At 70.8% G+C, this 22,992-nt stretch carries 19 protein-coding genes; 5 read left to right on the plus strand and 14 right to left on the minus strand.

Features of this window, described 5'->3' with window-relative positions; genetic code table 11:
• Positions 1-106: 106 nt before the first annotated feature.
• Entirely contained in the window at positions 107-724 is a 618-nt protein-coding gene (locus OG559_RS29375) for a TetR/AcrR family transcriptional regulator (protein WP_405109857.1), read from the plus strand.
• 3 nt (positions 725-727) lie between these two features.
• On the opposite strand, the gene OG559_RS29380 is transcribed toward OG559_RS29375, so the two are convergent.
• The 5 genes from OG559_RS29380 to OG559_RS29400 form a co-directional block, all read right to left on the minus strand.
• Positions 728-1,993 (minus strand): ROK family protein, encoded by a 1,266-nt coding sequence (locus OG559_RS29380; RefSeq protein ID WP_405109860.1) that lies wholly within the window; start codon positions 1,991-1,993, stop codon positions 728-730.
• A gap of 110 nt (positions 1,994-2,103) precedes the next feature.
• A complete protein-coding gene (locus OG559_RS29385) occupies positions 2,104-3,204 on the minus strand; it encodes a substrate-binding domain-containing protein (RefSeq protein WP_405109863.1) in 1,101 nt (366 codons plus the stop codon).
• 52 nt (positions 3,205-3,256) lie between these two features.
• Positions 3,257-4,555, minus strand: coding sequence for a multiple monosaccharide ABC transporter permease (gene mmsB, locus OG559_RS29390; RefSeq protein ID WP_405109866.1), 1,299 nt, complete (start codon positions 4,553-4,555; stop codon positions 3,257-3,259).
• On the minus strand, positions 4,552-6,099 hold the full coding sequence (gene mmsA, locus OG559_RS29395) for a multiple monosaccharide ABC transporter ATP-binding protein (protein ID WP_405109868.1): 1,548 nt from the start codon (positions 6,097-6,099) through the stop codon (positions 4,552-4,554). Before mmsA ends, mmsB begins: the two co-directional genes overlap by 4 nt.
• 473 nt (positions 6,100-6,572) lie before the next feature.
• Positions 6,573-8,831, minus strand: a complete 2,259-nt coding sequence (locus OG559_RS29400) for a catalase (RefSeq protein WP_405109871.1) — start codon at positions 8,829-8,831, stop codon at positions 6,573-6,575.
• Positions 8,832-9,048: 217 nt separating this feature from the next.
• On the opposite strand from OG559_RS29400, the gene OG559_RS29405 reads away from it, so the two are divergent.
• Positions 9,049-9,792 carry a YqjF family protein gene (locus OG559_RS29405; protein WP_405109874.1) on the plus strand — a complete coding sequence of 248 codons (744 nt, stop codon included), beginning with the start codon at positions 9,049-9,051 and terminating at the stop codon, positions 9,790-9,792.
• 75 nt (positions 9,793-9,867) lie between these two features.
• Here the strand turns inward: OG559_RS29405 and OG559_RS29410 are convergent, their stop codons facing one another.
• The 5 genes from OG559_RS29410 to OG559_RS29430 all read right to left on the minus strand — a co-directional run bounded on the left by OG559_RS29410 (position 9,868) and on the right by OG559_RS29430 (position 14,631).
• Positions 9,868-10,509 (minus strand): M23 family metallopeptidase, encoded by a 642-nt coding sequence (locus OG559_RS29410; RefSeq protein ID WP_405109877.1) that lies wholly within the window; start codon positions 10,507-10,509, stop codon positions 9,868-9,870.
• Positions 10,506-11,492: a LacI family DNA-binding transcriptional regulator gene (locus tag OG559_RS29415; protein WP_405117059.1), complete on the minus strand. Its 987-nt coding sequence runs from the start codon at positions 11,490-11,492 to the stop codon at positions 10,506-10,508. The genes OG559_RS29410 and OG559_RS29415 overlap by 4 nt, the downstream gene beginning before the upstream one ends.
• 96 nt (positions 11,493-11,588) lie before the next feature.
• The gene (locus OG559_RS29420) at positions 11,589-12,428 is read right to left on the minus strand and encodes a carbohydrate ABC transporter permease (protein WP_405109880.1); all 840 of its coding nucleotides are present in this window, start codon (positions 12,426-12,428) and stop codon (positions 11,589-11,591) included.
• Complete coding sequence (locus OG559_RS29425) at positions 12,425-13,336, minus strand: carbohydrate ABC transporter permease (RefSeq protein WP_405109883.1); 912 nt, start codon at positions 13,334-13,336, stop codon at positions 12,425-12,427. Before OG559_RS29425 ends, OG559_RS29420 begins: the two co-directional genes overlap by 4 nt.
• Positions 13,337-13,338: 2 nt before the next feature.
• The gene (locus tag OG559_RS29430; RefSeq protein ID WP_405109886.1) at positions 13,339-14,631 is read right to left on the minus strand and encodes an extracellular solute-binding protein; all 1,293 of its coding nucleotides are present in this window, start codon (positions 14,629-14,631) and stop codon (positions 13,339-13,341) included.
• Positions 14,632-14,882: 251 nt separating this feature from the next.
• Between OG559_RS29430 and OG559_RS29435 the strand changes: the two genes are divergently transcribed.
• The gene (locus tag OG559_RS29435; protein ID WP_405109889.1) at positions 14,883-16,508 is read left to right on the plus strand and encodes a glycoside hydrolase family 43 protein; all 1,626 of its coding nucleotides are present in this window, start codon (positions 14,883-14,885) and stop codon (positions 16,506-16,508) included.
• A gap of 162 nt (positions 16,509-16,670) precedes the next feature.
• Here OG559_RS29435 and OG559_RS29440 read toward each other — a convergent pair whose 3' ends face one another.
• Positions 16,671-18,077, minus strand: coding sequence for a glycosyltransferase (locus OG559_RS29440; RefSeq protein ID WP_405117061.1), 1,407 nt, complete (start codon positions 18,075-18,077; stop codon positions 16,671-16,673).
• A gap of 261 nt (positions 18,078-18,338) precedes the next feature.
• A complete protein-coding gene (locus OG559_RS29445) occupies positions 18,339-18,689 on the minus strand; it encodes a hypothetical protein (protein WP_405109891.1) in 351 nt (116 codons plus the stop codon).
• 101 nt (positions 18,690-18,790) lie between these two features.
• Here OG559_RS29445 and OG559_RS29450 point away from each other — a divergent pair, with 101 nt between their 5' ends.
• Positions 18,791-19,840 (plus strand): LacI family DNA-binding transcriptional regulator, encoded by a 1,050-nt coding sequence (locus OG559_RS29450; RefSeq protein ID WP_405117064.1) that lies wholly within the window; start codon positions 18,791-18,793, stop codon positions 19,838-19,840.
• Between the two features lie 181 nt (positions 19,841-20,021).
• Positions 20,022-21,668 carry a DUF4127 family protein gene (locus OG559_RS29455; RefSeq protein WP_405109894.1) on the plus strand — a complete coding sequence of 549 codons (1,647 nt, stop codon included), beginning with the start codon at positions 20,022-20,024 and terminating at the stop codon, positions 21,666-21,668.
• A gap of 50 nt (positions 21,669-21,718) precedes the next feature.
• Here OG559_RS29455 and OG559_RS29460 read toward each other — a convergent pair whose 3' ends face one another.
• Together OG559_RS29460 and OG559_RS29465 are read right to left on the minus strand one after the other, a co-directional pair.
• On the minus strand, positions 21,719-22,150 hold the full coding sequence (locus OG559_RS29460; RefSeq protein WP_405117067.1) for a hypothetical protein: 432 nt from the start codon (positions 22,148-22,150) through the stop codon (positions 21,719-21,721).
• Between the two features lie 97 nt (positions 22,151-22,247).
• Positions 22,248-22,991, minus strand: coding sequence for a GntR family transcriptional regulator (locus tag OG559_RS29465; RefSeq protein WP_405109897.1), 744 nt, complete (start codon positions 22,989-22,991; stop codon positions 22,248-22,250).
• Position 22,992: the final 1 nt, after the last annotated feature.

Genomic DNA, 22,992 nt, shown 5'->3' on the forward strand with positions numbered 1-22,992 from the left:
TGTCCTCCCGATGCCCGATGGTTGCCGCATGCAACTATCCAGCAATCTTGCGCACCAGGCAAGTTTGCGCATTGAGAACTAGGTCACCATCGCGTAGCCTGACCGCATGGACGAGGCCACCGGGCTACGGGAACGCAAGAAGGCGGCCACCCGCCTCGCCCTGCACGAGGCGGCCCTGCGCCTCGCCGCCGAGGAGGGCCTCGACCGGGTGACCGTCGAGGCGATCGCCGACGCCGCGGACGTGTCCCGGCGGACGTTCTCCAACTACTTCTCCAGCAAGGAGGAGGCGATCTTCCACGGCGACATCGTGCGGCTGCGCCGGATGCTGGAACTGATCCGGGACCAGCCGGCCGACGAGCAGCCGTGGACGGTGCTCAGTCGCGCGGCGGAGCGCTTCACCACCGAGGTGCACGGCGACCTGACGCCGTCCTGGCTGGCCCAACGTCGACGGGTGCGCGGGCACCCGGGCATGCTCGCCCACCAGGTGGCGGCGTACACGACGGTCGAACGGGAGCTGGCCGCCGAGCTGACGCACCGGTTGACCGGACCGGAGGTGGCCCTGCGGTCGCGGGTCCTGGCGGCGACCTGCCTGGCCACCCTGCGCGTCGCGCTCCAGCAGTGGATCGAGCACCCGGACGGTCCGCTGCTCGACACGATCCGGATCGCGCTCGCCGAGGCGGCGCCCGCGACTGGCAACCCGGGCCGGGCAGCCGGCACCGACTGACGGTCAGGCCGGTGTGGGGTCGGCCCCCGACCGGCCCGCTGCCCCGACCTTCAGCGGGTCCGCCAGCAGTTCGGCGAAGGCCATCTCGGCAGCGCCGATCAGGGCGGCGTCGCGGCCGAGCGTCGCCGCCCGCAGCCGCAGGTGCTCGCGGAAGGCGGGCAGCACCATGGTGTCCAGGCGACGGCGGACGGTGTCCGCCCCGACGGCGTAGATGTCGCGTAACGAGCCGCCGAACACCACGACGCCCGGATTGACCACGTTGGCGAGGTTTGCCACGCCGAAGCCGAGCCAGTCGGCGACCTGCCGCACCGCCGCCTGGGCGGCGCGGTCGCCACCGGCCGCCGCGCGCAGGACCTCGACGACCGCCGGGAGCCCGGCCGGCTCCCGGCCGGCATGCCGCAGCAGCGCCGCCCCACCGATCTCGGTCTCCCAGCAGCCGCGTGAGCCGCAGCCACAGGGCAGGCCGTACGGGTTGACCACCATGTGGCCGACCTTGCCGCCATGCCCCCGGTGGCCGGCCACCAGCCGGCCGCCGACGATGATGCCGGCGCTGACCCCGAGATCGCCGTGCAGGTAGACGAGGTCGTCGACGCCCACCGCCACGCCCCGGACGTGTTCGGCCACGCCGGCGATGTCGGCCAGGTCCCCGGCGACGAGACCCGGGCCCGCGGCGAGTCCGGCCTCGAACGCGGCGCGCAGCGCCTCGTCGGGTCCGCCGATCCGGATCCTCCCGTCGCGGTCACGGGTCGTGTCGGTCACCGCGACCGCGCCGCCCACCAGCAGCGCGTCGCTGGTGACGGCGTGCTGCATGTCGCGGACCAGGCCGGCCAGCGGGCCGATCGCGTCGAAGGTCGACATCCCGCCGGGCCTGTCGACCTCGCGCAGGTCGAGGATGCGACCGCCGAGGCCGATACGGGCGGCGCGTAGCCGGTCCGCCTCGACGCTCAACGCGTGCGTGTACACCTGTTCCGAGCGGGGGCGCACCACCAGCGACGGCCGCCCTGCCCGGCGGGCGGTGGTCGGCGCCTCCTCGGTGACCAGCCCGGCGGCGGCGAGGTCGGCCGCGAGCGCCCCGATGGTGCTGCGGTTGAGGCCGAGCCGGCTGGTCAGCTCGGCCCGGGACGTCGGGCCGTGCACGTGGACGTGACGCAGCACGGCGCCGAGGTTCCGCCGACGGGTCTCCTCCTGGGTCACGCCGGGTGCCCCCGGCGCGGCAAGGTCCGGGTCGCGGCCGACCCGCGCCTGCCCGGACCGGGTGGGTGTCGCCACGGTCGGGCCTCCTCCCCCGGGTCGGCTCGGCGTCGCTGGTGGACGCTGTCACGGCGAAGGGCCCCGGACGTGGACTCCGGGACCCTTCGCCGCTGGCTACCTCGCGGTGCTCACTTGGTGAGCGGCGCGAGCTTCGGGTCGTTCGCGTAGGCCTCGGCCGCGTTGGCCTTGGTGACGGCGACCGGCGGGAGCAGGTACGTGTCGACGACCTTGCTGCCGTTGTTGTAGGACTTGGTGTCGTTCACCTCAGGCGTCTCGCCGGCCTGCAGGGACTTCACCATGGTGATGGTCTGCTTGACCAGGTTCCGGGTGTCCTTGTTGATCGTCATGTACTGCTCGCCGGCCATGATGGACTTGACCGACTCCACCTCGGAGTCCTGGCCGGTGACGACCGGGATCGGCTTGTTGGCACCCTTGATCGAGGTGATGATCGCGCGGCCGAGCGTGTCGTTCGGGGACAGGACGCCGTCCAGCTCCTTGCTGCCGTACGTCGAGGTCAGCAGCTGGTCCATGCGGGCCTGCGCACCCTCGGCCTTCCAGCCCTGGATGGCGGTCTGCTTGACGTCGACCTGCTTCGAGCCGACGACGACGTTGCCCTTGTCGATCTCCGGCTTGAGCACGTCCATCGCGCCGTTGAAGAAGACACCGGCGTTGTTGTCGTCCGGCGAGCCGGAGAAGAGCTCGATGTTGTACGGGCCGTTCGGCTTCTTGGCCTTCATGCCGTCCAGCAGGGCCTGGCCCTGGAGCTGACCGACCTTGAAGTTGTCGAACGCGACGTAGTAGTCGAGGTCCGGGCTGTTGGTGATGAGCCGGTCGTAGGCGATGACCTTCACGCCCTCCTTGTGCGCCGCGGCGACCTGGGTCGACAGCTGCGCGGCGTCGGTCGCGCCGATGACGATGACCTTGGCGCCCTTGGTGACCATGGCGGTGATCTGCGCCTGCTGGTCGGCGACCGTGGTCGACGCGCCCGCGTACTGCACGTCGCTGGTGAACCCGGCCTCCTTGAGGCCGTTGGTGAACAGGTCACCGGCGAGGACCCAGTTCTCCGAGGTCTTGGCCGGCAGGGCCACGCCGATCAGGGAGTTGGCCGCGAAGCCCTTGGCGTCGCCGCCGGAGCTGCCGGACTCCTCGTCGCGGCCGGAGCCGCAGGCGGTGAGGGCCAGCGCTGCGATGGCACCGATGGCCACCGACTTGCCGAGGAAGTTGCGCATGAGCAGTAATGCCCTTCTACGGAGGGATACGGGAAGACGAGGTCGGTGGGCGTCAGCCGGCCACCTTGACGGGGGCGGCATCTCCGTCCACCTTGGGTGATGCGGTGGGGGGGCCGGAGCCGTCACGGCGGAACGGGCGCGTGAGGCTGCCGATGACGGAGAACCGTCCCTGGCTCTTGTTGTAGACGTCGATCGCGACGGCCAGCAACAGGACCAGGCCCTTGATGATCTGGACGCGGTCGGTGCCGACGCCCATCAGTTGCAGGCCGTTGTTGAGCACGGCCATGACCAGGCCACCGACGATCGAGCCGCTGATGGTCCCGATGCCGCCGGCAACTGCCGCGCCACCGATGAACACCGCGGCGATCGCGTCCAGTTCCCAGCCGTTGCCGTCCTGCGGACCGGAGGCCGCCGAACGGGCCACGAAGATCATGCCGGCCAGGGCCGCCAGCACGGACATGTTCATCATGACGAAGAAGTTGACCCGCTTGAGCTTGACGCCGGACAGCTCGGCGGCCCGGGAGTTGCCGCCCACCGCGTAGATGTGCCGCCCGCCCGCCGTGTTGCGGGTGTAGAAGGAGTACGCGAGCACCAGGGCCACCAGGATGATGCCGGAGACCGGGAAGCTGGTGCCGACGCGACCGCTGGCGAAGCGCAGCGAGGCGAAGACGATCACGCCGATCATCACGGCCATCCGCAGGATCGAGATCCACATCGGGGCCGCGTCAGCGTCCATCTCCCGGCGCGTCCGGCGCGACTGGAGCTCCCGCCACACCACGGCCGCGCACGCGGCCAGGCCCAGCAGCAGCGTCAGGTTGTTGTAGCCGGTGTTCGGGCCGACCTCGGGCAGGAACCCGGAGCCGATCACCCGGAAGCCCTCGGGCACCGGAATGGTGTTCGCGTTGCCGATGAACTGGTTGCCACCCCGGAAGAGCAGCATGCCCGCCAGGGTGACGATGAACGCCGGCACTCCGATGTAGGCCACCCAGAAGCCCTGCCAGGCGCCGATCACCGCACCGATCACCAGGCCGAACGCGATGGCGGCGGGCCAGGGCAGGGACCAGTCGGCCATCGACTTGGCCACCAGGATGCCGGCGATCGCGGCGACCGAGCCGACCGACAGGTCGATGTGCCCGGCGACGATCACCATCAGCATGCCGATGGCCAGGATGAGGATGTACGAGTTCTGCTGGAACAGCGCGATCAGGTTGTCCGATCGCAGGGTCAGGCCGTCGGTCAGGATCTGGAAAAGGACGACGATCGCGACCAGTGTGAAGATCATCCCGAACTGACGGGCGTTGGAGGTCGTGCCTCCGAACAGGTTCTTCTGAAGGTCCTTGATCCGGCTCATCGTGTCTGCATCTTCTTCGTCGAGGTCATCTGCTTCATGAGGGTCTCCGGGTCCGCATCGGCCCGGGCGATCTCGCCCGTGATGGCGCCTTCGAACACGGTGTAGATGCGGTCGCAGAGCCCGATCAGCTCAGGCAGTTCCGAGGAGATGACGACGACGCCCTTCCCCTGGTCGGCGAGCCGCTGGATGATGCCGTAGATCTCGTACTTGGCGCCCACGTCGATGCCGCGGGTCGGTTCGTCGAGGATCAGCAGGTCCGGATCCGTGAACATCCACTTCGCCAGGACGACCTTCTGCTGGTTGCCGCCGGAGAGCTTGGAGACGCCCTCGTCGACCGTCGGGGCCTTGGTCCGCAACTCCTTGCGGTACGCCTCGGCGGCCTGGTACTGGGCGACCTCGTCGAGCACGCCGTGGCGCGAGATCTTGGACAGCTTGGCAGCCACCGTCGAGGTCTTGATGTCGTCGAGCAGGTTCAGCCCGATCGCCTTGCGGTCCTCGCTGACGTACGCGAGCCCGTGGGCGATCGCGTCCGCCACCGACTTGAGCACGATCTCCTTGCCGTCCTTGATGATCGTGCCCGACTCGTACACCCCGTAGGAGCGGCCGAAGACGCTCATGGCCAGCTCGGTGCGGCCCGCGCCCATCAGCCCGGCGAAGCCGACGATCTCGCCGCGCCGTACGACGAAGCTCTCGTTCTTGCAGACCTTGCGCTCGGCGGAGATCGGGTGCCGGACGTTCCAGTTCCGGACCTCGAAGAAGACCTCGCCGATCTTCGGCGTGTGGTCCGGGAACCGGCTGCTGAGCTCGCGGCCGACCATGCCCCGCACGATCCGGTCCTCGTCGACGCCGTCGGCCTTGACGTCGAGGGTCTCGACCGTCCGGCCGTCCCGCAGGATGGTGATCTGGTCGGCGATCGCCTCGATCTCGTTCAGCTTGTGGGAGATCATGATCGAGGTGATGCCCCGGGAGCGGAAGCCGCGCAGCAGGTCCAGCAGGTGCCGGGAGTCGGCCTCGTTCAGCGCGGCGGTCGGCTCGTCCAGGATGAGCAGCTTCACGTCCTTGGCGAACGCCTTGGCGATCTCCACGAGTTGCTGCTTGCCGACACCGATGTCCTTGATCAGGGTGTCCGGGTTCTCCGTCAGGCCGACCCGGGCCATCAGGTCCAGCGCCATCCGGTTCGCGGCCTTCCAGTCGATCGCGCCCCGCTTGCGCGGCTCGTTGCCGAGGAAGATGTTCTCGGTGATCGACATGCCCGGGATGAGCGCGAGCTCCTGGTGGATGATCACGATCCCCGCGCTCTCGCTCGCGCGGATGTCGGAGAAGCGGGTCTCCGCGCCCTGGTAAATGATCTGGCCGTCATAGGTGCCGTACGGATAGACCCCGCTGAGCACCTTCATCAGCGTGGACTTGCCGGCGCCGTTCTCGCCACAGATGGCGTGGATCTCGCCGGCGCGCACCACCAGGTTGACGTCGGCGAGGGCCTTGACTCCGGGGAACTCCTTGGTGATGGAGCGCATCTCCAGGAGGATGGGTACGTCGCTCATCGTTCGCACCACCTCGCCAACATCATCGATACCTCCGGAAGGGGAAGAACCTTCACCTGGTTTTGTTGTTGGAGGCAACGTATTCCGGCGAAGGGTCAACCGCAAGGCTCGGCCGGCCCTAAGATGTAACAATCCGGCAATGCGGGGGGTAGTTGGGCGTCATCCGCACCACTCGCCACGCCGACACCACCGGAGGGCCGGCGAGCAGCCCGCCACCGATGCGTCCGCCCGCAGCGCGGACGCGCGACGACGCGCCCGAATCGCGCGGAACCGCGGACCGGAGAACAACGGTAGACGGCCGACGCGCCCACCGCCCGGCGTGTGGGGTGGCCGGGCCGACCGCCCGGGACGGCGGCCTGATCACACCGGCGCGCGACGGCGGCCGGCTCACCCGGCGCGGGCCGTGCGACGGGAGAGGGGCCGCCCTCCGGCGATGCGGAGGACGGCCCCTCGTCTGCGAACGGACGGGCCTGTCAGGCGACGGCTGCGGGGAACCGCTCCCACACCCGGTGCGCGGCCAGCAACTGCCTTACGGTGGTGAAGACCTCGGTTCCCGAGCCACCCGTGACCACGCCCGGCGTGCCCGTCACCCCCACCTGGTCCAGCACCGGGACGCCGTCGCCCCACGCGCCGACGGCCTTGGCGTGCCGCCAGCACTCCTGGACCAGGAGCAGCACGCGCGGGTCCACGGACGCGGAGTCCGCCGCGCCCGCCTTGGCGTCGCGGGCGGGGAGCGCGTCCGGCGCCGGCGCCGGCGCCGCGGCCAGCAGCAGCGCGTCGAACTCGACCGACCGGCCGGTGGCGAAGGTCCGCTGCACGGGCAGGTCCCCGACCTTGCCGCCGTGCGGGGCGATCAGCAGCGGCACCATGCCGGCGGCGAGCACCTCGCGGCGCACCTGGCCGACGCCGTCGAGGTCGCTGTCGGCGCCGACGACGATTCCGATCGTGCGGCCGTCGGTCGGCCACAGCCGGCCGACCTGGGACAGCGCGGGGCTCGGCGCGACGTCGGCGAGCGGCACGGTCGGCTCCGGCGCGGGGAGGCCCAGGCCGGTGGCCACCTGCGCGCAGAGCACCGGGTCGATGTTGGCGAGGCTCTGGAGCTGACGCTCCTTGATCGCCTGGTGGTAGCACTTGCCCAGCTCGAAGGTGTAGGCGCGGATGATGTGCTCCTTCTCGACCGGCGACATGCTCAGCCAGAACAGGCGGGCCTGGCTGTGGTGGTCGTCGAACGAGGCCGGGTTCGCGCGCACCTTGGGCGCCTCCGCCACCGTCACCGGGACGTCGACGAACGCGTGCTCGGCGTCGCCGGCCGGGAAGGGGTTGCCGCCGTCGAGCGAGTTCGGCCGGTACGGCGCCACCCCGGCGTGGACGGCGTGCTGGTGGAAACCGTCGCGCAGCATGTCGTTGACCGCGGCATGCGGTCGGTTGATCGGGATCTGCGAGAAGTTCGGGCCGCCCAGCCGGGTGAGCTGCGTGTCGACGTACGAGAACAGCCGGCCCTGCAGCAGCGGGTCGTTGGTGACGTCGATCCCCGGCGGCAGATGGCCGACGTGGAAGGCGACCTGCTCGGTCTCGGCGAAGAAGTTCGTCGGCGTGCGGTTGAGCGTCAGCTTCCCGATCGGCTGCACCGGGGCGAGCTCCTCCGGCACGATCTTGGTCGGGTCGAGCAGGTCGATCCCGGCGAACGTCTCCTCCGGCGTGTCGGGGAAGACCTGGATGCCGAGCTCCCACTCCGGGTACGCGCCGGCCTCGATCGCGTCGTACAGGTCCCGGCGGTGGAAGTCCGGGTCGATGCCGCCGAGCAGCTGCGCCTCCTCCCAGGTCAGGGAGTGCACGCCCAGCTTGGGCTTCCAGTGGAACTTGGCCAGCACGGTCTCCCCGGCTTCGTTGACCAGCCGGAAGGAGTGCACGCCGAAGCCCTCCATCGTCCGGTACGAGCGCGGGATGCCCCGGTCGGACATGTTCCACATCGTGTGGTGCTGCGCCTCGGTGTGCAGGGAGACGAAGTCCCAGAACGTGTCGTGCGCGCTCTGGGCCTGTGGGATCTCCCGGTCGGGGTGCGGCTTGCCGGCGTGGATGACGTCGGGGAACTTGATGGCGTCCTGGATGAAGAAGACCGGAATGTTGTTGGCGACCAGGTCGAACGTGCCCTCGTCGGTGTAGAACTTCGTCGCGAAGCCGCGGGTGTCGCGGACCGTGTCGGCCGAGCCGCGCGAGCCGAGGACGGTGGAGAACCGGACGAAGACGTCGGTCTCCCGCCCCTTCTTGAGGAAGCCGGCCCTCGTGACCGCCTCGGCGGCGCCGTAGGCGGTGAACACGCCGTGCGCCCCGGCCCCCCGGGCGTGCACGACGCGCTCGGGGATGCGCTCGTGGTCGAAGTGGGTGATCTTCTCGCGCAGATGGTGGTCCTGGAGCAGCACCGGGCCGCGCGGCCCGGCCTTCAGCGAGTGGTCCGTGTCGCGCAGCCGCGCCCCCTGCGAGGTGGTGAGGAAGGCGCCCTGCTGTCCGTTCGCGGTCGACGGCGCGCCGGTTCTCGCGCCGGTCGGGGTGCGCGTCTCCGGGGCCCCCTGCTCCTTCTTCGGTGGCAGCGGGTCGTGTGGCGTCGTCGGCTCCACAGCGGTCGGTGGGGCGCTGCCCGGCGCGCCGGGCACGTCCGGGGTCAGGATGTCGGCCACCTTTCCCGTGGCTGCCTCCACGACACCCTTGACCGCCTTAGCGGTATTGCTGCTCATTTAGTCTGTTACCTCCGTGGAGCGGCTGTTTTGCAGGCTCCTGCGCGGTACCCCCGTTCGCGCGAGCAAAACGGACCGGGCGTGTTACGGCACGGACAGGCCACCGGACCGGCGCTCACCGGTGATGCAGCCCACCCGCACCTGCGGCACCCGCGCCGCCACGGGTCTCGCCGAGTGACGGTTGCCCGGCGGGTCCGACGGGCGCCACGATGGGCGCGTGGACATCGAGCGGGTCGATCCCGCCCCCGATCGAACGTTCCGCCGCAGGGTCCTGCGGCAGCGCTGGGAGGACCTCACCTTCCTGCACTGGGCGGTCGAACCGGAACTCGTCGCGCCGCTGCTGCCCCCCGGCACCCGCCCGGACACCCTCGACGGGGTCGCCCACGTCGGGCTGATCGGCTTCCGGATGGTCGGGCTGGGCCTCGGCCGGGGACCGGGGGTGCCGTACCTCGGCACCTTCTGGGAGACCAACGTGCGGCTCTACTCGGTCGACGACACCGGCCGCCGGGCCGTGGTGTTCCGCTCGCTCGACGCCTCTCGGCTCGTCCCGGTGCTGGTCGCCCGGGCGACCCTACGGCTGCCGTACCTGTGGTCGTCGATGTGGCTGGACCGCGACGGCGACCTCCTCACCTACCGGTGCCGGCGTCGCTGGCCCGGCCCGGCCGGCACGACGAGCCGGATGGTCGTCCGGGTGGGCGAGCCGATCGCCGATCCGACCCCGCTGGAACACTTCGTCACCGCCCGCTGGGCGCTGCACACCCGGGCGTACGGCCGCACTTTGCACCTGCCGAACTGGCATCCACGCTGGCCGCTGCACCGGGCCGAGCTGCTGCACCTGGACGACGAGCTGGTCACCGCCGCCGGGCTGCCGGCGCCGGCCGGTCCGCCGGTGAGCGTGCTCCACTCCCCCGGCGTCCCGGTCGCGTTCGGCCCACCGGCCGCCCTGTCCCGGACCGGCTGACCACGCCGCGCCCAACCGCAAGGCGCGGAGGGCGCGGTCCACGATCGACACCGCCGAGCGGCCGGCGGTCAGCGGCTACGGCGCCCCGGGGCCGCAGTTGTTGCTGGTACGCGTGACCGTGTACTCGGTGTCGTCGTGGGTGATGCCCGACGGTGAGCCGTCGAAGTGGGTCTCCACCTTCTGCCAGCCCCGGTGCTGCTCGTAGTGCAGGTGCGGCGCCCCGGAGTTGCCGGTGCTGCCGACCCGCCCGATCTGCTCGCCCCGGGCGACCCGCTGGCCGACCCGGACCAGCGGCGGTTCGAGCAGGTGGAGGTACTGCGTCTCCCACTTGCCGCCGTGGTCGATCTTCACCCAGTAGCCGCCGCCCCGGCCGCGCGGGCCGTCCGGGTCGGCACGGGTGCGCCCGCCGAGGGACCCGTTGATCCCCGCCTCGGTGACCGTGCCGGCGTCGGACGCGAGCACCGGCCGCCCCCACGCCTCGCCCTCGGTGGGGAACAGGTCGACGTCGTAGTCGTCGTGGCCCGGGTAGGTGCCGAGCTGCCAGGTCTCGCCGCACGCGACGGGGAGCTGGAAGGACGGGCGCGGGCCCGGCGGCAGCAGCAGCGGGACGACGACCGCGGCGACGGCGACGACGACCCCGACCGCGCCGAGCACGAGGCCAACGCGGAGGAGTCGGTTGCGGCGGGCGCGCGGGCTGGTCGGTTGGCCGGGCGTCATCGCTGACGGGGTGGTGCGGTGCTGTCGCGTACGACGAGTTCGGTGGCGAGTTCGAGGCGGGGGCTCTCGATCTTCTCGCCCTGAGCCAGCCGCAGCACGGTGCGCGCGGCCAGCATGCCCATCTCGGCCAGCGGTTGGCGGACCGTGGTCAGCGGCGGGGAGCACCACCGGACCTCGGGCAGGTCGTCGAAGCCGACCACGCTGATGTCGTCGGGCACCCGTAGGCCACGTTTGCGGACCGCCTCGTAGACGCCGAGCGCCATCTGGTCGCTGGAGGCGAAGATGGCGGTCGGCGGGTCGGGCAGCGCCAGCAGTTGTGCGCCGGCCGAGTAGCCGGACTCGTGGTAGAAGTTGCCGGGGCGGATCAGCGCGTCGTCGACGGCGACGCCGGCCGCGTCGAGCGCCGCCCGGTAGCCGTCCATCCGCGCGCGGCTGCACATCAGCTGCGGCGGGCCGGCGATGAAGCCGATGCGGCGGTGACCGAGGCCGAGCAGGTACTGGTTGGCGCCGAGGCTGCCCGCCCAGTTGGTGGCGCCGATGGTGGGCGCCTCCTGCGGAGCCACCCCGGCGGGGTCGACGATGACCACCGGAACGTTGAGCCGGCGCAGCTCGGCCTGCAACGGGGGCGCGACCATCGAGGTCACGAAGATGACCCCTTCGGTCGAGCGGGTACGCATGTTGTCGAGCCACTGCTTGGCCGAGGAGGTGCGCCGGTGGATGGCCGAGACGACGGTGCCGGCTCCGCTGCTGTGCGCGACGTCCTCCACCCCTCGGATGATCTCCACCGCCCAGGGGCTGTCGAGGTCGTTGAAGACCAGGTCGATCAGGGCGGTACTGGGCCGCCGGCGCGGCGAACGGCGGCGGTAGCCGTGCCGGGTGAGCAGTTCCTCGACGCGTTCCCGGGTCTGGGGGGCGACGTCGGAGCGGCCGTTGATGACCCGGGAGACGGTGGGCACGGAGACGCCGGCCAGGCGCGCGATCATCGCGATGGTGACGTTCCGGCTGTTGTCGGGGCCCACGGTCCGCCCTTTCGCCTCGGGGAGCCTACGGTCGCAGAAGGCTACCGCAGCGGGTGCGCCTCACCCCTTCACGCTGCCGGCCAGGCCGCCGATGAGCTGGCGTTCGGCCACGGCGTAGAAACCCAGCGCCGGCAGCATGGACAGCACCACGTACGCGAGCACCCGGGCGGTGTCGTCGGCGTACTGGCCCTGGAAGGCCTGGACCCCGACGGGAAGGGTCCACCAGCTCTGGTCGGTGAACACGACCAGCGGAAGCATGAAGTTGTTCCAACTGGTCACGATGGCCAGCACCGACACGGTGGCCAGGGCGGGCCGGGCCATCGGCAGCAGGATCCGCCAGAAGAACCCGAAGGGGGTGCACCCGTCGAGGATCGCGGCCTCCTCGACCTCGCCGGGGATGGTGCGGAAGAACTGGCGCAGGATGATGATGGTGACCGGCAGCCCGAACGCGGCCTGGGGCAGGATCACCCCGAGCGGGTTGTCCAGCAGGCCCAGGCCGCGCAGCAGGACGAACAGCGGCAGGATGGCCACCGCGAACGGGAACATCAGCCCGACCGCGAACAGGGTGAACAGCAGTTCCCGGCCCCGGAAGGCGAAGCGCGCGAAGACGAACGAGGCCAGCGCCGCCGCGCCGACGACGACGAGGGCGCTGGTCACGGCGATGAGGACGCTGTTGCCGAGCTGTCGCCAGAACACGCCGGAGGCGAGGATGCCGGTGTAGTTCCCGGTCACCCAGGGGTCGGGCCAGCCGAGCGGGTTGGTGGAGAGCTGCCCGTTGTCCTTGAACCCGCCGAGCACCCCGAACCAGACCGGTACGACGATGAGCGCGCCGACGGCGACGCAGACGAGATGCAGCACGAGGCGGCGGGCCCGCAGGGCCGGGTTCGCAGGGCCGGTCAACGCTGGACTCCTTGCGTGGTGAGCGCGCCCTCGGTGTCACGGCGCATGACGACGCGCTGGTAGAAGAGGGCGAAGACGAGACTCAGGACGAACATGATGATGCTGATCGCGCTGGCGTAGCCGACCTCGAACCGGCGGAAGCCGTACTGGTACATCGTCACCGCCATGGTCTCCGAGGAGTGGATCGGGCCGCCGCCGGTGAGCACCCAGACCATGTCGAACAGCTGGATGGTGCCGATGACCGACAGGAACACGCTGATCCGGATCGTCGGTCCGAGCAGGGGCAGGGTGACGTGCCGGAAGGCCTGCCAGGAGCTGGCGCCGTCGGTGGTGGCCGCCTCGGACAGTTCCTTGGGGATGCCCTGCCGGGCGGCCAGGAAGAGCATCATGTACAGGCCGAAGTACTTCCAGGAGACGACCATGAAGACGGCGACCAGCACGGTGTCCGGGTCGGCGAAGACCGCCCCGGCGTCGGCGCCCAGCCACCGCGAGATCGCCTCGCCCAGCCCTCGGTTGGGCGAGAAGACCAGGGTGAACAGGACCGCGGTGGTGACCTCGGAGAGCACGTACGGGGCGAAGAAGACCAGCCGGTAGACGCCGCGACCCCGCAACGGCTGGTTGAGGAGCATGGCCAGGCCCAGCGCGGCGGGCAGCTGGACCACCAGCGACAGCACGATCAGCACGAGCCCGCGCCACAGGTCACCGCGGAAGGTCGGGTCGCCGAGGGCGCGGGTGTAGTTGTCCAGCCCAACGTAGTTCTCCGGCAGTCCGAAGCCGTTCCACTTGTACAGGCTGGCGTAGCTGGCCACCACGATCGGGGCAATGACCAGCAGCAGGAAGAGCACCAGGGACGGGGTCAGGAAGACGGCGAGGACGCCACGGCGGCCCGGCCGGCGGGGGGTGGCCATGCCTACTGGCTCTTCGCCACCGTGGTGATGTCCTTGACGATCTGCGCGGGCGTCTTGGAGCCGGCGATCAGCTCGGCGACGCTGTCGTTGACCTGCTGGCCGACTGCGGGCGGGTACGCCTGGTCGAGGTAGAGCTGGAAGCCGGTGGCACCGGCCAGGCTCGCCGCGACGACCTTGTTGTTGGGGTCGGAGATGGCGTCGGTGGCGTCCCTGACCGTCGGCAGCACCGCGCCGGTCCTGGCGGCCCTGCGCTGGTTGTCGGCGGTGAGCAGGGTCTTGAGGAAGTCGACGGCCGCGGCGGGGGCGTCCTTACCGACGGCGAAGCCGTTGCCGCCGCCGAACGCCTCCGAGGCGGAGCCCTTGCCGCCGTCGACGGCGGGGAACGGGAAGAAGCCGAGTTTGTCGCCGAGGCCCTTCTTGCCGGTGGAGGCCGAGGCCTGCACCGACGGGGCCCACTGGCCCATCAGTTCCATGGCCGCGCGACCGTTGCCCATGGTGGCGGCCTGCCCGTCCGGTGAGCTGTAGTCCGCGCCGAGGAAGCCCTTCTGGAACGGTTGCAGGTCGACCAGTTCCTTGAGCCGGTCGCCGGCGGCGACGAAGTCGGGGGTGTCGAAGTTGTTGTCCTTGGCGGCCTGTTGCAGGGCGCCGAGCCCGCCGATGCGCATCGCCAGGTACGCCCAGTAGTAGTGGGCCGGCCACTTCTCCTTGCCGGCCAGCGCGATCGGAACGGTCCCGGCGGCCTTGAGCCTGCGGACCGCGTCGAGGACCCCGGCCCAGGTGGTGGGTCCGGCGGTGACGCCCGCGGCGGCGAAGAGGTCCTTGTTGTACCAGAAGCCGACCATGCCGACGTCGAACGGGACGCCGTAGATCTTGCCGTCGACGGTGAACGGCTGCACGGCGGCGGGCAGCAGGCCGCCGATCCAGGGCCGCACGTCGTCGGTGAGGTCCTTGACCAGGCCCGCGTCCACCTGCTGCTTGAGCACGCCGCCGCCCCAGGACTGGAACAGGTCGGGCGGGGACCCGGCCTGGGTGGCGGTGGTCAGCTTGGCCTTGAACGCCTCGTTCTCCAGCGGCTGGACCTCGACGGTGACGTTGGGGTGTGCGCCCTGGTACTCCTGGGCCATCGCCGCCCACACCGGCAGCATCGGCTCGGTGTTCTGGATGTGCCACCAGTTGACGGCCTGCGGAGCGTCCGGGTCGCCGGACTCCCCATCGCCGCAGCCGGTGAGCAGATAGGCGCCGGCACCGGCGCCGACGAGGCCGAGCAGCGTTCTGCGGGAGAGGTGCGCGGTCATGGTCCATCCCTTCGGGGACTCACGAGGTGCTCGGATGCCGATCCAGCCGGCGGGTATCGAAGGTGGATCTCCGGAACTTTCGGTGCTTCGGTCGGTATTACCGATCGATGGCCGGCACGCTACGACGTAGCTTCTACCCGGGTCAAGGGGTCTGTCCTATGGCGACACAAACGGCTACCGTGGTCGTCATCCACCGAGATTCCGGGTCGAGCATCCGGAAGTTTGCCGAGAGCCACACCAGAGGAGCCGACGTGTCGACCGAGACCGCTGACGTGGCGACCGCTGCCCGGTCGATCCGCAACCCCGTCCTCACCGGGTTCCACCCGGACCCGTCGATCCTGCGGGTCGACAACGACTACTACCTGGCCACCTCGACGTTCGAGTGGTATCCCGGGGTCCGCGTGCACCACTCCCGGGACCTCGTGCACTGGCGGGCACTGGGCGGGATCATCACCGAGCGCCGCCTGCTCGATTTGCGCGGCTGCGGCGACTCCAACGGGGTGTGGGCGCCCGACCTGTCCCACCACGACGGCGAGTTCCTCCTCGTGTACAGCGATGTGGCCAGCTTCGCCAGCGGCTACTGGGACCCGCAGAACTACCTGGTCACCGCACCCGACATCGCGGGCCCCTGGTCGGATCCGGTGGCACTGCACGGGCGCGGTTTCGACGCCTCGCTGTTCCACGACGACGACGGCTCCAGCTGGCTGCTGAGCATGAGCGCGGACTGGCGACCCGGGCGCGACCGCTTCGCCGGCATCGAGATCCAGCGCTACGACCGGGCCGCGCGGCGCCTCGCCGGCCGGCCCCGCCTGCTGTTCACCGGCACCTCGGTCGGGCTCACCGAGGGCCCGCACCTGTACCGCCACGACGGCTGGTACTGGCTGGTCACCGCCGAGGGGGGCACGAGCTGGGAGCACCAGGTCACAGTGGCCCGGTCCCGTGAGCTGTTCGGGCCGTACGAGGTGGACCCGGCCGGGCCGCTGCTGACCTCCGTGGGCCGGCCCGACCTGCGGTTGCAGAAGGCCGGCCACGGCAGCCTGGTCCGCACCCCGCACGGCGACTGGTACCTGGCCCACCTGATCGGTCGCCCCTACACCCCGCTGGGCAACTGCGTGCTGGGCCGGGAGACCGCGATCCAGCGGGTCGAGTGGGCCCCGGAGGGCTGGCCCCGCGTACCCGGGGGCGTGCCGGCGGACGAGGTCCCGGCGCCCGACCTTCCCACGCACCCGTGGCCGGCCGATCCCGCCACCGACCACTTCGACGCCGCGCAGCTCCACCCGGGGTGGTCGACGTTGCGCCGGCCCGCCACCGCGGACTGGGTGGACCTGCGGACCCGACCGTCCCACCTGCGGATCCACGGCGGGCAGTCGCCGGTGGGCCGGCAGACCCCCAGCCTGGTCGCGCGGCGCGTCGGCGCGGCGCGGTGCTCCCTGGAGACCGTGGTCGAGTTCGACCCGCTCGACCATCTCCAGTTGGCCGGGATCACCGCCTACTACAACACCCTCAACTGGCACCACCTCTACCTGACCCGCGCCGACGACGGCCGGACCGTGCTGGAGCTGCTCAGCTCCGACAGCGGGCGGCGCACCCCGTACCCCGGGCTGACGGTCGATGCCACCGGCGTCGCCCGGGTCGGGCTGCGGGCGGTGTTCGACGGGCCCGCCGTGCGCTTCTGCTACGACCTCGGCACCGGCTGGCGGCAGCTACCGGTGGACCTCGACGCGACGATCCTGTCCGACGAACACGCCGCGCTGATCATCGACGGGGAGCCGGCGGCCTGGGGTTTCACCGGGGCGTTCCTCGGCCTGTGGGTGCAGGACCTCGGCGGCGACGGCGGCTACGCCGACTTCGACCTGGCCACCTACCGGGAGGACTGACCGGCGACCGACGCGAGTCGCCGACCGCGGAAGGGACATCCCGATGCCACCCTCCGCGGCTGCCGCAGGGGCGTGCTCGCCCGAGCCCCGGGTGACCGGGACCGGGCGATGTACAGCCGACGGCCGCCGAGAGGCGGCTCCGGTGCGGGTACGAGCCGAGGCTCAGCCGACCGCCGCCGGGGCGGTACGGTGGGCCGCCGCCTCGTCGCGGTGCCGCAGCACGAGGTCGGCGGCGACGGTGACCCCACCGGCCTGCCGCATCCGCTGGCTGAACAGCTCCGCCCGTTCCCGGAACGAGTCCTCGCTCAGCAGTCTCCTGAGCTTGGCGAGGATGTCCTCGACGTCCAGGGGGTCGGTCAGCTCGACGGCCAGCGCGAACCCGCTGTCGACCGCGCGCACCGCGCCGTCGGGACAGTCCAGCCAGAACGGCATCATCAGCTGTGGGGTGGCGAAGTAGATGGCCTCGTGGATGGCGTTGGCGGCACCGTGGTTGAAGAAGACCCGCACGTGCGGGTGGGCCAGCACCCGAAGCTGGGAGGGCAGCCACTCCTCCACCCGAAGGTTGCCCGGCAACCGTGCCGCGGACGGGAGGAGGCGCTGGTGGTCCGCGGACAGCTTCCAGAGCACGGCGTGCTCCGGCCCGAGCCGCTCCGCGACCTCGACGACCGCCCGCACCTGCGCCTCGGACGGTCGCATGATGGTACCGAACCCGACGTAGACCACTGAGGGATGGTCGTCCAGCCAGCGGTTCAGTCCGTCGTCCTGCTCGACCGGCGGCAACTCCCTGGGCACCACCGGACCGAGCATCCGCAGGGTCGCCGGAGCGGTCTCGAACGGGTACTCGAAGCCGAAGACCGTGTACGACATGAGCGCCACGGCATCCCCGAGATAGTGCGCCGGTCGCATCTCCGGATTACGCAGACCGGCTTCCTTGCGACGGGCCATGGCGACGATGTTCCGCCGCAGCCGGTCCGGCTCCACGAACGCCCGCACCATCCTGCTCCGGAAGCTGGCGTTGGCCGCCTGCTGCTGGGGCGTCATCCGCTGCGGCAGCCCGGAGAACGGGGCGGGATAGCGGGGTGGCAACATCTCCTGGAGGAAATTGGACGGCGGCGTCGAGATGCTCACCAGGAAGGGCACCTGCCGGGTCTGCGCCGCGTCCATCGCCCAACTCGCCTGGCTGTCCACCACGGCCACCGCAGGCCCGACGTCGTCGATGACCTCCAGGCAGCGCAGGTAGAGCCGCTGTATGTGGTCGTAATCGGTGCAGACGTCGATGTACCGGACGAACCTGACCGCCCGGTCGCCGCTGGTCAGGGCCTGATATGTCGTGTCGTCCCAGGTCTCCGGTGACGACTGCGGGAGGGCCTCGCCGAGCGAGACGAAAGTAACCTCACCCGGGCCGGAGAGCGCTTCGACGTCCGCCCGGCGGTCCTCGGTCGACGCGAACCAGACCTTCTTGACACCTCGGGCCTTCAGCTCACCCACGATACTGAGTAACGGGTTGAACAGACCGGCGCTGTTGTACGTGAATACCAGCACCGCTCTGCCGCACTCGTCTGCGGTCATGAACACCGTCCCATCCATCCTGCCCGACCTCGCCGTCCCACCCCCGAGAACGTCGTTCGGCGGCGGGTTGAGAGATTGCCACTCAGCAGCCTTCCGAAACCCTAACATTGCTGCATTCAGATGCGGCTATATTGCGGCCACGGGACGGTGGTGCGGGCCGCCGCCCACCGCACCGGCAGCTCACCGGCGGCTTGTGGGCGGACGGACCGTTGCGGTGTCCACCTCGCGTGGACACCGCAACAGTCAGGACCGATGAGCCGGTCAGCAGCGGCACTCAATGCCGTTGAGATACTTGCCGCGGCGTACCCGCATGATGTAGCCGCTGTTTTCCGCGACAGCCGCCTGCCGATAGCTGCCGACGCTGAATCCCGCGCCGACGCCCAGCGTCGCGCCCTCACCGTGCACCTTGTCGGCGGACACGTTGTTGAACTTCGGCCAGACCATCGAGACCGGATCTGCGCGGCCCCCACCGGGCACGGCTGTGCCCCAGGAGGTAATGCCGACGGTGCCAGACCGACTGTCGTCACACACGGCGACGAGGCTTCGAGTCTCGAGCACCGGGTTGTCGAACGGTGACGGAGCGCCAACAGCCTCCGCTCCGAGCGTCAGCAATACGAATTACTGGCGCACAACCTCTTGACGGACTGCGGCCCACCTCGGCAAACTCCTCGCCAAGTGCATCCCGGCAATACGAATTAGCGATGGGACCCGGCATGGCGGGAGCGCCGACGAATCACGGCGGAAGGATCACTCAGCGTGACATTGCCCGCCGTGCGGGAGTGAGCCAGACGACCGTGTCGCTCGTTCTGACCAACAACTCCGAGGCGGCATCGCGCATCGCGCCGGCGACGCGCGAGCGGGTGCTCCAAGTGATCCGGGAGACGGGCTACGTCGCCGACCCGCTGGCACGCAGCCTGCTGCGGCAGCACAACCAGATCCTCGGAATCTTCACCTACGAGCTGGTCTTCCCGGCCGGCAGCGCCGACTTCTACCACCCGTTCCTACAGGGCATCGAGGCATGCGCCGAAAGCCTCGGCTGCGACCTGCTGCTGTTCACCAGCGCGCCGGTCACCGACGGCGCCCGACGCATCTTCCACGAGAACAACCGGCTCCGCCTGGCCGACGGCTGTGTCCTGCTGGGACGCGAGACCCCGCGGGAGGAGCTGACCCGGCTGGTCCGGGAAGGGCACGCCTTCGTCTCGGTCGGCCGGCGCGACGACGTCGACATCGACGGGACCGCGCCGGGCCGGGTGCCATGCGTCGGCGCCGACTACGCCGGCGCCACCAGCGAGCTTGCCCGTCGTGCCGTCGCGTTGGGGCACCGCCGAATCGCGTACGCCGGCTCGGGCGAGGGCGTCGAGTCCGCAGTCGACCGGCTCGGCGGGCTACGGGCGGTGGTGCCGGATGTGCTGCACGAGCGCAGCGCCGGCCGGGACCCGGCGGACCTCCTCGCGGCGCTCCTCGCGGCCGGCGTCACCGCCGTGTTCTGTGAGCTTCCGGCGGACGCGGTGGCCCTGCACGGGGCAGCGCTGGCGTGTGGGCTGCGGGTGCCAGAGGACCTGTCGCTGGTCGGGCTCGGCGAGGAGGACGGGCCGGGCAGGCTCGAACCGGCCCTCACCTGCCTGCGGATCCCCCGCCGCGAGATGGGCTGGCAGGCGGTCGAGGTGCTGGTCGACGTTCTGCACGGCACCAGCGACGACCACCAGCGACTGCTGCCCTGCGCCATGGTCCCAGGGCAGACGCTCGGTCCACGTCAGATCTGATCCGCCCGACGAACCGAACGGCCACGCCAGCCGTTCGACGCACGAGAACGAGAGGAAGCAAGTAGCACGGACCCGGGGCGCTGGTCATCGGCAACGCCGTCACCTCGCTCCCGTGGATCACCCAACGGCCCTTCCCGGCCACCCTCGCCGGGACGGTCATCGCCCTGGAAAGGAAAGCCCTGTGAGAAGACGTACCCTCCTCGCCACCGGTGTCGGCGGTCTCGCCGCCGTGGCCCTCGGTGCGCCCGCCCGCGCCACCACCGGCAAGCAGCAGGCCAGTGCCGCCCGAATCGCCCTGGTGCCCCTGGACGACCGGCCCGTCAACACGTACTGCTCATTGATGACCGCGGCCAGCGCCGGAGTGACGCTGCAGCTGCCTCCGGCCGAGCTGCTCGGCCGGTTCTTCGTACCCGGCGACGGCGCCGCCATCGCCGACTGGCTCGGCACCCTCCACGTCGACGCCTACGTGATATCGGTGAGCATGCTCGCGTACGGCGGCCTGGTCGCCTCGCGGACGGCCACCCCGACGCCGGAACAGGCGCGCGCCAACGTCGCCGCGATCAGGGCCCTGCGTGCCGCGCAGCCCAACGCTGTGATCGAGGTCCACGACACCATCCAGCGACTGGCCCTCACCTCGACCGGCACACCACTCGACGCCTACATCACCGCGCTGGTCACCTGGGCCAAGCTGTACGACCAGGTGGAGAACCTGGGTCAGGAGCAGCTGCGGACGCAGCTGGACAAGGCTCGCGCCGCAATCCCGGACGGGATCGTCGCGGACTACCTGGCCGCACGCGCCCGCAATCACGAGATCAACCGCCTGATGGTCGAGTGGGTGGCCGACGGCACCATCAGCCACCTCGTGTTGTCCGAGGACGACACTGCGCCGGTCGGCCTGGCTCGTGCCGAACGGGTGGCGCTGGAACAGCTCGCCGCCGAACTCGGCGTCACCGACCGTGTGGAGATCTTCCCTGGTGCCGACGAGGTCGATGCTCTGCTGGTAGCCCGGGTGATCGCCGCCGGCACGGCACCCACCTACCGGATCGAGTACGCCGGCATCTCCGGCGAAACCTGGACCGCGGCGCTGGAGGGTATCCCGTTCGCCGAGAACATCCGGCGACACGTGCGCTCGGTCGGCGGCACCGTGGTCAATGGCAGGGCCGACATCGTGCTCGCGGTCAACACACCGTCGGCGACAGCTGCAAAGCGCGGTGCCGACCTCGACGCCTTCGTGTCCCGGATCGACGCGCTCGTGTCGTCAGACGCGCAGGTCATCGTCGTAGACCCCGTGATCGTCAACAAGGCCGACCACGAACTGGTCGCGCGGATGGAAGCCGGTCTCGACCTGGCCGCGCTGCTGTCCTACTCCGGCTGGAACACCGGCGGCAACGCGCTCGGGCTGGCGCTGGGGCACGGCACCGCGCGTTGGGCATACCTGCGCCGCTCGACGTCCGGCTTCGGCGTGCCGGCGATGGCAGCGCCGGGCCGGGCGCACGCGGCGTACCTGCTCTACCGGTTCGTCAAGGACGACCCGTGGAAGAACATCGTGCAGACCGAGGCGTACGCGCACGCCCGCGCCCAGGGCTGGAACCCCCTGAGCCTCACCGCGGAACAGAAATCCTACTTCGACGGCTGGGTACGGGAACGGCTCGAACCGATCACCCGGCGATACTTCGCCGAGCACTTCGCCGGCCACCCGATCATTCTTGGCCGGCGTGGCGCACGAACCTTCACCGCCAAGCTGTCCGCACTGGACAGCGTCCGCATCGACCTGCCCTGGGACCGACTGTTCGAAGTCACGCTGGAGCCGACTGTCAGCTTCAGGTAACCGTTTGTCGGGGCCCGGCGTGGATGCCACGCCGGGCCCCGACCGCCCGGTCAGTCCGACGGTGGCGCGAAAGGGCGGCGGCGGGGCTGACGCAGCTCCCAATCGGCCGGACAGAGGTACGCCCACGCGGCGGCCGTCACCGACCTGTGCTTGGGGACGGCGTCGCCCCAGCTCAGCGGGCGGTCGGCGACGTGCCGCAGATAGCGTTCGAGGACGGGGTGGAAGTGGTACTGCGAGTCGGCCCGCCAGAGCGCGTGCGGTTGCTCACGCATCCAGGAGCAGGCGGCGTCGCCCTCGGCGATCAGGTCGCCCGCGGGCGGCAGCACCGGCACCGGGGCGTCGCTGCTCGGGTCGCCGTACTGCTTGAGGTAGGCCAGGTACCCGTCCTCGTCCCGGGGATGGAGGACGTGGACGCCGAGCACGGCGACCGGGCCGGCGAGGACGCCGGCCACGGCCAGACCCAACGCGATCCGCACCCGCATCCGCACCCGGCCATGGTAGGCCGACGGGAACCCTGACGTGGGCCCCGCTGCGGCCGGATCCCGGCGGACGACGCACGGGAGTGGGCGACAGCGGTACCTACGCGGGCTGGGGCTCCCCGCCCCGACTGATGCGCAGGGTCAGCACGTCGGTGCGAACCGTGATGTGGCCGTGGAAGAGCGCCGCGTCGTCCACCCCGTAGCCGATCTGGGTCGCGGTGACCAGCGGATGCCCGAGCGCCACGCCCAGCCGGGCGGTGGATTCCTCGTCGGCGAGCACGGCGGCGAGTTCGATCTCCGCCCGCCGCACCGGCATGCCGGTCGCGCTGGCCAGGAACTCGAACATGTCCAGGTCGATGCTGACCAGCCCGGACGGGTCGAGGTCCCGGCCGGCGAAGCGCAGCGGCAGATGATCCCGGATCCAGGCCGCCGCGACCCCGTCCACGGCGAAGAGCCGGTCGACCCGCCACACCGGCGAGCCCGGCTCCAACCCGAGCACCCGGGCGCAGTCAGCCGGGCACTTCGCCCGGCTGACCGCCGCGTCCTGAAGCGTCGGCCGGTGGCCCGAGGCGGTGATCCGGTCCCGCAGCGCGGTCACGTCACCGATCGACACGGGCACCCGCTCGCCGCCGTCGTGCACGAAGGTGCCGATCCCCCAGGTGCGGGTCACCACCCCCTCGCCGGCGAGTTGACCCAGCGCCTCACGCACGGTGGCCCGGCTGACCTCCAACCGGTCGGCCAGTTCCCGCTCGTTGGGCAGCTTGTCGCCCGATCGGAACTCGCTGCCGATCAGCTCACGTAGCCGACCGTGCGCGGCCTGTAGCGCGGTCTCGCGCCGAACCATC

Source organism: Micromonospora sp. NBC_01405, from assembly GCF_045040155.1.
In the GTDB taxonomy this organism is placed as follows: Bacteria; Actinomycetota; Actinomycetes; order Mycobacteriales; family Micromonosporaceae; genus Micromonospora.